The following is an 11,768-nucleotide window of genomic DNA, read 5'->3' as shown; positions in this document are numbered from 1 at the left end:
TAAACAAGTTCATTTGAAAAGAGAAATAATTGTGACTTCCGATGGATCAACCTCCATTCACCTCCCGGATTGGAACGAAAGTTACCATTCCAAACACGGAGCCATTCAAGAAGCCCAGCATGTATTCATCAAAAACGGATTGTCACTTTTTAAAGGGCAATCCGTTTCGATTTTAGAAATTGGTTTCGGCACCGGATTAAATGCGTTTATCACTTTTTTGGAAAGTCAACTATCAAATCAAATGGTTGACTATGTTGGTGTTGAAGGCTTTCCGATTTCTTCTCAGGAAGTTTTACAAATGAATTATGTAAATCAATTAAATGCTACTAATTTTAAACCTGTATTTGAATTATTTCATCTTAGTAAATGGGAAGAAAATGTAACAATTTCAAATCATTTCCGACTAACAAAACGTAAACAATTATTTACTGAAATTGACGATATAAATCAATTTGATTTGATTTATTTTGATGCTTTTGGATTTCGGGTGCAACCGGAACTGTGGAGTTTGGAAATTTTTACGAAAATGTACACGGCTTTAAAATCAGGTGGAATATTGGTCACCTACGCATGTCGCGGACACATCAAAAGAGCCATGATGGAAGCCGGTTTTCAAATTGAAAAATTAGCCGGACCTCCCGGAAAAAGAGAAATGTTGCGAGGGATAAAAGAGTAGATTGTAAAAAGAGTGTTGTATTGTAAATACTAAATTATGTATAAAATTATTGATTACACCATTTACGGTGAAGAAATGCAATATGTAGAAATCAATTTGAGTTCATCCGAATCAGTAATTGCGGAAGCTGGTGGCTTTATGATGATGGAAGATGGTATTCAAATGAAAACCATTTTTGGAGACGGAAGCGATGCAGGTGGAATTATGGACAAGATCTTCTCTGCCGGAAAGCGTTTGCTAACCGGTGAAAGTTTGTTTATGACATTGTTTCAAAATACTTATCCAAACCAACGCAAAATCTCCTTCGCTTCGCCTTATCCGGGAAAAATTCTACCAATCGATTTGAATGCCATTGGTGGACGATTCATTTGCCAAAAAGATGCTTTCTTATGTGCCAATCAAGGTGTGAAAATAGGCATCGAATTCTCCAGAAAATTAGGTCGCGGACTTTTCGGAGGCGAGGGTTTTATCATGCAAAAATTGGAGGGTTCCGGACTTGCTTTTGTGCATGCCGGTGGAACTATGGCAAAAATTGAACTACAATCCGGACAATTAATTAAAGTTGACACCGGTTGCATCGTGGGTTTTACGCAAAATGTAGACTACGATATTCAATTTGTAGGAGGAATAAGAAATACTATTTTTGGTGGCGAAGGTCTGTTTTTTGCCACTTTAAAAGGTCCCGGAACAGTATATATTCAATCACTTCCTTTCAGCAGATTAGCAAGTAGAGTCTGGGATGCAGCTCCTCAAGGTGGCGGAAAACATAAAGAAGAAGGAAGCTTGTTAGGAGGTTTAGGCAACTTATTAGATGGCGATAATCGTTAATATTATACTAATTAACTCTTAAAATAAAATTTTCATTAAATAAAATTTAATAAATTTGGTTAATCCTAATATTAGTAATAACCTACTTAAAAAACGATTATGACAAGTACCATGTTTGCTTACTCGAAGAGAATTCTTGAAAGCGTTAGTTTTGATCCTAATCTGTTCCGTAAAGAACTGAAAAAAGCCCTAAAGTCACTTTTGCCATATGAAATTGAGCAATTGAGGGATTGGTTGCTGAGTTTTACGGAAGAAAAACCGGAATTAAGATGTTGTTTAATTTATGTTAACCCATAAAACTAAAGGAGCCTAAATAGCTCCTTTTTTTATTTCTTTTGAATTGGACTTATAATTTGAACATCCTGAAAAGCAATTGCACCTCGAATAACTCCTGAAATAACATTTCGTAAAGCATCAATGATATGAATTTTCAATTCACTCCTCGGGTAAATTAAACTGACTTCACGTGCCGGTTTTGGATCTTTAAAATGACGAAGTTTCTTCTTGTCATTTTCTTTCAAATCTAATGTATGTAAATAGGGTAGAAGAGTTGTACCTAAACCTTCATCCGCTAATTTTATTAAGGTTTCAAAACTGCCACTTTCTATGTGAAAGTTAAACTTATCCGAAGTGGTGTTATTATTTTTACACAAATTGACAATTCCGTCTCTAAAACAATGTCCATCTTGTAACAATAAAATTTCATCTAAGTTTAAATCGGAAATTTCAATTTCCTTTTTTTCAAAATAAGCATGACTTTCAGGAATATAGGCAACAAAAGGTTCAAAATATAAAACAACTTCCTTAATTTTTTCTTCTTCCAAAGGTGTAACTGCAATGGCAGCATCTAGATGGCCATTCTTAAGTTTTACTATTATTTCAGTGGTATTTAACTCTTCAATAATTAAATTAACTTTTGGATATTTTTTAATAAAGTTATTCAAAAACATCGGAAGTAAGGTTGGCATAACTGTTGGAATAATTCCTAATCGGAATTCTCCCCCAATAAATCCTTTCTGCTGATCTACAATATCTTGAATTCGTTCCGCTTCATTGACAATGTTTTTAGATTGATTGACAATTTTTTGTCCAATTTCTGTTAATTGGATGGGTTTTTTACTTCGGTCAAAAATTAAAATCCCTAATTCTTCTTCAATTTTTTGTATTTGCATACTTAAAGTAGGCTGTGTGACAAAACACTTTTCTGCGGCTAACGTAAAATTTTTATGTTCTGCAACGGCTAAAACATATTTTAATTGGGTAATGGTCATCTAATAGTAATTTATGATGCAAATATAAAAACTATCAATTTTATTTATATGATTTATGGCTAATATTTTGTAAATTTATGTAATAATTTATAAAAACATAAAGTAATGAAAACCAATAGTATAGGTCTGGATTCAAAAAAAGCAGAAGTTTTGTCTGCTGAATTAAACATTTTATTAGCTAATTTTCAGGTGTATTATCAAAATTTAAGAGGGTTACATTGGAATATCAAAGGGAAACGTTTTTTTGATCTTCATTTAAAATTTGAAGAATTATATAATGATAGTCAATTAAAAATAGATTTAATTGCAGAACGTATACTTACCCTGGGAGGAACACCGTTGCATACTTTTGAAGACTATATTAAAAATAACAAATTGTTTGTAGGACGAGATGTTTCAAACGATGAAAATGCCATAAATTTAATTGTGAGCTCCTTAACTCAATTATTAAAAATAGAAAGAGTAATTTTAAAACAAGCGGGTGAGGCATTAGATGAAGGAACTAATTCTATGATGAGTGATTTTATTAAAGAACAAGAAAAAACAATGTGGATGATGAAGGCTTGGTTAGAGGAAGGAATTTAGTTAAAGTTATTTTAAATTATATAAAAAAATTATGCATTAATCAGCTTAAAGTATAGTTTTGCAATTATGAAGATTACAGCTTCTTTAGTGTTAGTTTTATTTGTTACATTTATATCATTACCCACAATTGTTGGATATTTGAATAAAAGTGTTGACATGTCTATTATTTATAACATGTCAGAAGAAGAGGAATCACACAAAAACTTTAAAGTAAAAGAAGCAATCAAAAATTTAAAAGAGGAATTAACTTTTGAATTTATTATTCATTCCTCTAAAAAAGTATCCTTTGAAAACCACATCCAATATGATGATGTTTTAGAGGAAATATTTTCTCCGCCTCCCGAAGTATAAATATGAAAGTGTTTTATTCTGTTAAGTCAGAGAAACAATAGTTTTTTTAACTATTTATTCATATTTTATTTCAGGTCAATGACAAAAAAAATTAATATTTTGGCACACCTCAAATCTGATTTTGTATCTGGTTTGGTGGTATTTTTAGTTGCACTTCCGTTGTGTGTAGGATTGCATTAGCATCCGGAGCATATCTTTTTTCCGGAATTATTTCTGTAGTAATAGGTGGAATTCTAGTTGGGTTATTAAGTAAATCTAACATCAGCATTTCCGGTCCTGTAGCATTAATTAAATTTTTTTAAGGAATCATATTTAACGAAATATATATCAGCTAATCGTAAGTTTAAAAAACAACAATAACATTATAAACAAAAAACAGTAAAATAATGAAAACATTAACAAAAGAATTACAAGATTCAATTACGCCATCTATCGCTTTGAAATTGCTCCAAGAGGGCAATAAGAGATTTGTTAACAACTTAAAAGCAAATCGTAATCTATTACAACAAGCAAACGAAACCTCAGATGGACAGCATCCATTTGCTGTGGTTTTAAGCTGTATTGATAGCAGAACTTCTGCCGAACTTATTTTTGACCAAGGACTTGGTGATATTTTTAGTGTGCGTATTGCTGGAAATATTATCAATGAAGATATTTTAGGGAGCATAGAGTTTGCATGTAAATTAGCGGGTTCAAAAATAATTGTGATTTTAGGACATAGCAAATGTGGAGCAGTAAAAGGAGCTTGTGACCATGCCGAAATGGGTAATTTAACAGCCTTGCTTGCCAAAATAAGACCCGCCGTAGATGACGAAGTAGAAACTAAAGAAAATCGCAACTCAAAAAATGCTGATTTTGTTGAAAATGTGGCTGCCATAAATGTAAAAAGATCCGTAAAAGCAATCATGGAAAGAAGCACTATACTTGAACACATGATTGAAAACGGTGAAGTTGGTATTATTGGCGGAATGCATGATTTAACAACAGGACAGGTTACTTACTACGCTGATACAACCTTCATTGTATAATTAGAATTAATAAATAGAAAAAATGAATTTAAAAACTTTAAAAAGTGATTTCCCAGCAAGTATAGTTGTTTTTTTTGTAGCATTACCTTTGTGTTTAGGTATTGCATTAGCCTCTGGTGCACCACTTTTGTCAGGCTTAATAACTGGTGTGATAGGAGGTATAGTAGTTGGGGCATTAAGCGGTTCAAATCTTGGCGTTTCAGGTCCTGCAGCAGGGCTAGCTGCTATTGTTGCAGCTGCAATCATTGAGCTTGGCAACTTTGAAGTATTTTTAGTTGCGGTAGTCTTAGCCGGATTAATACAGATACTGTTTGGCATCTTACGATTTGGGATTATCGGCTACTTTTTTCCAAATAGCGTCATACTTGGTATGCTTTCGGGCATTGGAATTATTATCATCTTAAAACAAATTCCACATTTATTTGGATATGATGCTGAACCTATGGGAGCAGATGAGTTTGTAGAAGCATCGGGTGAAACAACTTTCTCTGCCATTATACATATACTTGGCAATATAACCCCAGGATCTGTAATTATTGGTGTTTTGGGCTTAACATTGATTCTCTTTTGGGATAATATTTTAGCAAAAAAGTCAAAAATATTCAAAGTAATTCAAGGACCTATTATAGCTGTCGTAGTTGGTACAATCATTAAATTAATATTTGATAACAACACAGATCTAGCCATAAAAGACATACACTTAGTGTCGATTCCTGTGGCTGAAAATTTTAACGATTTAAAAGCTTTCCTTACGTTTCCTGATTTTAGTGCTATTCAAGATGTTAGAGTTTGGACTATTGCCTTTACTTTAGCGTTAATAGCAAGTTTAGAGACGTTATTGAGTGTTGAGGCAACAGATAAGTTAGACCCCGCTAAAAATGTTACGCCAACTAATCGCGAACTATTTGCTCAGGGCACAGGAAATGTCTTGTCAGGATTGATAGGGGGGTTACCTTTAACACAAGTGATTGTAAGAAGCTCTGCCAATATACAGTCGAATGCTAAAAGTAAAATGTCATCTATTATTCACGGTTTTTTGTTATTACTTGCTGTTTTAGCATTACCTAAATTACTAAATAATATTCCTTTATCAGTTTTAGCTGCGGTCCTCATAGTGGTTGGTTATAAACTAGCTAAACCAAGTTTATTTAAAAAAATGTGGGATAAAGGGTGGACACAATTTGTGCCTTTTGTAACTACAATTGCGGTTATCGTTGCAAAAGATTTATTATGGGGTATTATGGCAGGTTTAATTATTGGGATAATCGTAATTATGGTCAAAAGTTACCAAAACTCACTTTTCCTTCATTTAGACAAAGCAAATGATAAATTAGTAAAAATGGTTTTTGCAGAAGAGGTAACTTTCTTAAATAAAGGTGCTATTGCAAAACAACTTCAAAGTCTTCCAAATGATATCACTTTGGAGCTTGACGTTAGAAATAGTAAATACATTGATAGCGATATTATAGATATTCTTGAAGATTTTGTAGTACAATCCGAAAATAAAAATATCACCGTAAATCTACTTTCTGAAAGAGGTAATGTAACCAATCCTCAGAGTTATGTTGATTTTTTCCTTAAAGAAAAAATCAAGAATTATTCTTATTTTGACGCAGGAGATACTGCATTTAAAAATTAAAAGTAATAGATTTCTGCGTTCTTAAGAGTGAATTAAAAATTCACAAAACACCTTCAGTAGACACACTGAGGGTGTTTTTTACTATAATACGTAAAAAATTGACAGAAGAAGCCCTATATTTAGCTCAATTTTTGGAGTTAATTCCTGAGGCTTGTATTGGTGAAATTTTGGTTTTCTTAGCCAAGCAATATGATAAAAGCATCTTAAATTAAAAAGGTTAAACTTCATGGTAAATTTGAATTTTCTATGATGTAAACTGATGCAATAGTACCAAAGATAGACAACACGTTTCTATTGAGCATAACAAAAAACACTAATAAAAAATAATTTGATATGAGCGAGTTCTATAAAAAAATACTAGAGAATAATAAAAAATGGGTTGAAGATAAATTAAAATTAGACCCTGAGTTTTTTAAAGATTTATCAAAGGGACAAAACCCACCCTTACTTTGGATAGGTTGTTCAGATAGTAGAGTTCCTGCAAATGAAATCATTGGAGCAGCTCCGGGTGAAGTTTTTGTGCATAGAAATATTGCAAACATGGTTATTCACTCCGATATGAATATGCTTAGTGTTCTTGATTATGCAGTAAATGCTTTAAAAGTGAAACATATCATCGTTTGTGGTCATTATGGATGTGGTGGTATAAAGGCTGCTATGGGAAATGATTCAATTGGAATTATAGATAATTGGATACGACACATAAAAGATGTATATCGTTTTCATCAAGAAGAACTTGATAATACAAGTGATGAAACAGACCGATTCAATAAGTTTGTAGAATTAAATGTAAAAGAACAAGTGTATGATTTAGCCAAAACATCAATTGTACAGTCAGCATGGAAAACTGGACAGAAATTGTCAATTCATGGATGGGTTTATGGACTTAATTCGGGATATGTAACGGATTTAGGTGTAAACTTCAAAAATAATGATGAATTAGATGAAGTATATCAACTTAAATTCTAACTATTTATAAGAAAAAATAAATTTACTTATAAATGTTAAAAAAAGTGTAGAAAGATTTAGATTCTTGCTACATTTTTATATTTTTGTCGCTTCATGGGAAAAATAAGTATTCTTTTACTAGGTTTTTTTATTTTTTTGAACGTTACAAAAGTAACAGGTCAAAATGATTCTATCCCTGCAACTCCTAAATTAGAATTAGTTAAAGATACTTTAACTTCATTAGAGGATTTCCCGAAAATTATCCAATTTGAACCTTTAACACGAATTGATTCGAGCAGAATTTACAATCCCCAACGTGACCCAAAAAGATTGTGGTATAATACAGGAATGTATGCAGTAACCGCTTTAGGAGCATTTGGACTTTTGTGGATTGCACCGGAGAGTATATCTAAATGGGATAAAGAGGAAATAAAAGAAGAAGGGTTGCTTAAAAAGTGGAAAGAAAATGTAAAAGCCGGTCCCGTTATAGACGAAGATGATTTTGTAATGAATTATATTATCCATCCATGGGCAGGAGGAGTCTATTATATGTCAGCCCGAGGAAGTGGTTACAAACCTTGGGAATGTGCCACTTATTCTTTTTTAATGTCTACATTTTTTTGGGAATATGGAATCGAAGCTTTTGCAGAAATACCTTCTTGGCAAGATTTAATCATCACTCCGGTTGTAGGTTCAATAGTTGGTGAAGGGTTTTTTATTGCAAAAGGAAAAATTATCAGAAATGAAAGAAGAATTTTGAACTCAAAATTCTTGGGAAATACTACACTTTTTATTATGGATCCCTTCAATGAAATATTAGATGTTTTTGGGTATAAAACCAAAAATAAAGTAGTGGCTTATTCAAGTTTTATTCCAATTGAGAGAAATCCTTTCACCAATAAACAAACTTGGGGAATGCAGATGGTATTGAAATTCTAATTTTTTTAAAATTCTTTAATTGTCTAAATTTTCATTAAACGACGAGGGAAGTATCTGCGGAATAAATTTTATTAATATGGGCAATAATAAACTTCCGCCGGGTAATAAAAAAATAGTTAGAGATGGGATAGTCTTACATACATCTAAAAGCTGTTTTTTCATTTTCTTTTTTTCCTGAGTATCTAATTCGCGTTGAGTTGAGGTAGCTAGTAATACCACTAATTCTTTACTTTCAGCTAATTCTTTTTGTAGTCTTTTTTTATTTCGAGTTATCAAATTAACTACATTTTGTGTCGATTGATCATAAAAATGTTTAATTGGATTTGAATAATTAAAATAGGGGATTTCAGCTTTATACTTATTTATAAATTGATTAATTGCTGATATACATTCTAATATATAGTATTTTTCTAATTGTAGAGTATAGCCCAATTCATGTAAAAATTCAGCTTCTTTTTTTTCCATTTCACTATCATTCCAAATAGCCATTGCAGCCAAATCCATGATATAGTATTTTTCTAAATTTGTTTGAAGTATTTCTAAAGGTAATTTGTCTAAGCTATCTATTTTTGTGCCTGAAAATTTAGTATATCGCACTGAAGTTTCAAAAAGTTTAATAAGTAAATCATCATACAATGTTTTATTACTTTTTGTTGTTAAAGCCAAAGAAACTATACCTAAAATAATTTCTTCTGTTTTCTGGATATAATTTTTTGATAATTCGTTGTTAATAAGAAAATTTTGGAAAGCAAGAACATCAATAAACAATAAGGCATTGGTAACAATATGTGAAAAGTTTTTACTTACCATATTATCGTTGGTTTGAACCCTTTCACTAATTATTTTTTCTAATTTTATTGAATCACTTTCATTGGGTAATATTTTTTTTAGGAGTGAAAAACCTTCCGGATTTATCGTATTATAAAATTTTAAAACCATTTTAGAAAATTCAGATTTATCTTGATTTTTTGCAGTCAATTGATAAATACCAAATAAACTATTCAATAAAGCTACTTTTGAAATTTCTTCAGAGGTCCAACCTTTTATCAATAAAGGTTTAAAAGAACCAATCGAAATAACATGACCATAAATAAACCCGGTAGCACGCGTTCTGCAATAAAAATCTTTACTATCAATTTCATAGGGTGAATTAAGCAAATAATATTTGCTAAAAAACTTGTCTATCCAACCATGTGCAGACGGATTAATCATTCACTCAATTTTTTGCAAAGCTATGGTTTTTAAAGCAAAAATTCCCTAAAATCAACCTTTGGTAATCTTAAAAAAAACAATAGTTTATTTGAAATAGGAAAAGGATTCGTTGTTTTCCATATTTAATAAGGTTTCATATATTAATTTAATTACGTTTTCTACATCTTCACGGTGAACCATTTCAACCGTAGTATGCATATAACGTAAGGGTAAAGAGATTAATGCCGATGCTACACCACCATTGCTGTAAGCAAATGCATCAGTATCTGTTCCGGTAACCCTTGAAGATGCTAATCGTTGAAAAGGAATTTTATTCACTTCAGCTGTTGAAATAATTAATTCTCTTAAATTATTTTGAACTGCCGGAGCATAAGTAATAACCGGTCCTTTACCAATTTGTGTTTCTCCTTCAATCTTTTTGTCAATCATTGGGGTTGTAGTATCATGACAAACATCAGTTACAATGGCAACATTGGGTTTGATGGTTTTTGTAATCATTTCTGCCCCGCGTAAACCAACTTCTTCTTGAACAGAGTTTGTAATGTATAATCCAAATGGTAATTTCTTTTTATTTTCAAACAATAAACGAGCAACTTCTGCCACCATAAATCCGCCCATTCGATTATCAATTGCTCGACAAACAAATTTGTTTTCGTTTAAAATCATAAATTCATCTGGATATGTAATTACGCATCCTACATGAACACCCAATTTCTCAACTTCCTCCTTTGTTGAGCATCCCAAGTCTACAAATAAGTTGTCAATTCTAGCATTTTCTTCCTTTCCTCTATTTCGTGTATGTATAGCTGGCCATCCAAATACTCCTTTAACAATTCCTTTTTTAGTATGAATATTAACCCGTTTAGAAGGTGCAATTTGATGATCTGAACCACCGTTTCTAATTACATAGATCAGGCCATTGTCTGTAATGTAATTTACATACCATGAAATTTCATCTGAATGACCTTCAATGACTACTTTATAAGGGGCATCCAGATTTATAATACCAACTGCTGTTCCATAAGTATCTGTAATAAAGGTACCAACATAAGGTTTAATATATTCCATCCATAGTTTTTGACCTTCCGATTCATAGCCTGTAGGCGAGGCATTGTTTAAATATTTTTCTAAAAATGTGAGTGATGATTTTTTTAGTATGGTTTTTGCAAACATAAATTTTGATTTTTTTTGCTAAATTATAAATAAGATATCATAGTTAAGTATAAATCTCTATTTTTGAACTTTATTTATGAAAAACATGAAGGCCTTTTTATCAATTTTATTTCTGTGTACCGTATTTATTGCCAATTCTCAGGAGACAAAAAAAGATTCCCTAGTTATATATTATTTGATTGGAAATGACTCCATATTACGAACTTCCTTAGATTTAGATGAAGTTGTAGTAACCGGACATAAATCCAATAAAGAGGATGAATACCGCAAAAAGTTTCTGTTATTACAACAACGGGTTATTAAAGTTTATCCTTATGCGAAATTAGCAGCCGACAATTTGACGCGGTTAAATTACAATATGGGTAAATTTAAAACAGAACGTGAAAAAAAGAAATACTTTAAGATTGTTGAAAACTACCTAGAAATTGAATTTGAAGGCCAACTTAAAAAATTATCTCGTAAACAAGGTCAAATTTTAGTCAAATTAATTTATCGCCAAACAGGAAAATCGACCTATACATTAGTTAAAGATTTAAAAAGTAGTTGGAAAGCCTTTTGGGCAAGTAATACTGCAAAAGTTTTTGACATAGATTTAAAAACAAAATATGACCCTTTTACTGTAACGGAAGATTTTCTTATCGAAAGTATTTTGTTAAAAGCTTTTAATGAAGGGCGTTTGCAACGTCAACCTTCAGCCAACTTTATCGATTATGTTGAACTTTCCAAAATATGGAAAGAAAAAGTTGAAAAGGCAAAAGAAAAAAAGAATACTCCTCAATAGTTTTTCAAATCACCAATTCAAAAGTTTTATTAATTATTATATTTATTTTTTTAGATTTAATAGTAGGATTTATTATTTCCGACGATTAATAAAAGACAGTTAATTTTACTACAATTCTCAACATTTTGATAACAAAACCCAAAATTGTTATTATAAAGGCAGTTAATATAGGTTTCAAAAAAAATAAATGAATTACAAAGTGCGATTAACCAGCTAGTTGCGAAAAAGAAAAAAAAATAGGTTAAAAAAGATTTGGAAATTGGTAAAAGAGGGTTACTTTTGCACCCTCAATCAGGGCTACGTTCATAGATATATAATGAGGATAAAAAATTGATAA

At 31.4% G+C, this 11,768-nt stretch carries 13 protein-coding genes and 1 pseudogene; 11 read left to right on the top strand and 3 right to left on the bottom strand.

Features of this window, described 5'->3' with window-relative positions:
• Positions 1-13: 13 nt before the first annotated feature.
• The 3 genes from mnmD (at position 14) to ACIQ2Z_RS05245 (ending at position 1,801) form a co-directional block, all read left to right on the top strand.
• Positions 14-676: a tRNA (5-methylaminomethyl-2-thiouridine)(34)-methyltransferase MnmD gene (gene mnmD, locus ACIQ2Z_RS05255; RefSeq protein ID WP_396183104.1), complete on the top strand. Its 663-nt coding sequence runs from the start codon at positions 14-16 to the stop codon at positions 674-676.
• Positions 677-712: 36 nt separating this feature from the next.
• Positions 713-1,504, top strand: a complete 792-nt coding sequence (locus ACIQ2Z_RS05250; protein WP_396183103.1) for a TIGR00266 family protein — start codon at positions 713-715, stop codon at positions 1,502-1,504.
• Between the two features lie 99 nt (positions 1,505-1,603).
• Positions 1,604-1,801, top strand: coding sequence for a hypothetical protein (locus ACIQ2Z_RS05245; protein WP_396183102.1), 198 nt, complete (start codon positions 1,604-1,606; stop codon positions 1,799-1,801).
• A 29-nt stretch (positions 1,802-1,830) separates the two neighbouring features.
• Here ACIQ2Z_RS05245 and ACIQ2Z_RS05240 read toward each other — a convergent pair whose 3' ends face one another.
• Entirely contained in the window at positions 1,831-2,775 is a 945-nt protein-coding gene (locus tag ACIQ2Z_RS05240; protein ID WP_396183101.1) for a LysR substrate-binding domain-containing protein, read from the bottom strand.
• A 105-nt stretch (positions 2,776-2,880) separates the two neighbouring features.
• Here ACIQ2Z_RS05240 and ACIQ2Z_RS05235 point away from each other — a divergent pair, with 105 nt between their 5' ends.
• The 7 genes and pseudogenes from ACIQ2Z_RS05235 (at position 2,881) to ACIQ2Z_RS05205 (ending at position 8,265) form a co-directional block, all read left to right on the top strand.
• On the top strand, positions 2,881-3,360 hold the full coding sequence (locus ACIQ2Z_RS05235) for a Dps family protein (protein WP_396183100.1): 480 nt from the start codon (positions 2,881-2,883) through the stop codon (positions 3,358-3,360).
• Positions 3,361-3,426: 66 nt separating this feature from the next.
• Positions 3,427-3,711, top strand: a complete 285-nt coding sequence (locus ACIQ2Z_RS05230) for a hypothetical protein (protein WP_396183098.1) — start codon at positions 3,427-3,429, stop codon at positions 3,709-3,711.
• A gap of 78 nt (positions 3,712-3,789) precedes the next feature.
• Positions 3,790-3,995, top strand: a pseudogene (locus tag ACIQ2Z_RS05225) (SulP family inorganic anion transporter); the annotation flags it as partial.
• A gap of 102 nt (positions 3,996-4,097) precedes the next feature.
• The gene (locus ACIQ2Z_RS05220) at positions 4,098-4,739 is read left to right on the top strand and encodes a carbonic anhydrase family protein (RefSeq protein WP_396183097.1); all 642 of its coding nucleotides are present in this window, start codon (positions 4,098-4,100) and stop codon (positions 4,737-4,739) included.
• 22 nt (positions 4,740-4,761) lie between these two features.
• Positions 4,762-6,378, top strand: a complete 1,617-nt coding sequence (locus ACIQ2Z_RS05215; protein ID WP_396183096.1) for a SulP family inorganic anion transporter — start codon at positions 4,762-4,764, stop codon at positions 6,376-6,378.
• A gap of 333 nt (positions 6,379-6,711) precedes the next feature.
• Positions 6,712-7,347, top strand: a complete 636-nt coding sequence (gene can, locus ACIQ2Z_RS05210) for a carbonate dehydratase (protein WP_396183095.1) — start codon at positions 6,712-6,714, stop codon at positions 7,345-7,347.
• Between the two features lie 93 nt (positions 7,348-7,440).
• Positions 7,441-8,265, top strand: a complete 825-nt coding sequence (locus ACIQ2Z_RS05205) for a DUF3943 domain-containing protein (protein WP_396183094.1) — start codon at positions 7,441-7,443, stop codon at positions 8,263-8,265.
• Between the two features lie 15 nt (positions 8,266-8,280).
• Here ACIQ2Z_RS05205 and ACIQ2Z_RS05200 read toward each other — a convergent pair whose 3' ends face one another.
• On the bottom strand, positions 8,281-9,477 hold the full coding sequence (locus ACIQ2Z_RS05200) for an LETM1-related biofilm-associated protein (protein ID WP_396183093.1): 1,197 nt from the start codon (positions 9,475-9,477) through the stop codon (positions 8,281-8,283).
• Positions 9,478-9,561: 84 nt separating this feature from the next.
• The gene (locus ACIQ2Z_RS05195) at positions 9,562-10,650 is read right to left on the bottom strand and encodes a M42 family metallopeptidase (RefSeq protein WP_396183092.1); all 1,089 of its coding nucleotides are present in this window, start codon (positions 10,648-10,650) and stop codon (positions 9,562-9,564) included.
• Positions 10,651-10,726: 76 nt separating this feature from the next.
• On the opposite strand from ACIQ2Z_RS05195, the gene ACIQ2Z_RS05190 reads away from it, so the two are divergent.
• Positions 10,727-11,431: a DUF4294 domain-containing protein gene (locus ACIQ2Z_RS05190; RefSeq protein ID WP_396183091.1), complete on the top strand. Its 705-nt coding sequence runs from the start codon at positions 10,727-10,729 to the stop codon at positions 11,429-11,431.
• The last annotated feature ends 337 nt before the right edge of the window (positions 11,432-11,768 follow it).

The sequence above is a fragment of the Flavobacterium sp. genome, from assembly GCF_044361015.1.
In the GTDB taxonomy this organism is placed as follows: domain Bacteria; phylum Bacteroidota; class Bacteroidia; order Flavobacteriales; family Flavobacteriaceae; genus Flavobacterium.
The sequence above is the reverse complement of the archived record's forward strand: the minus strand, read 5'-3'. Positions and strand labels throughout refer to the sequence as shown.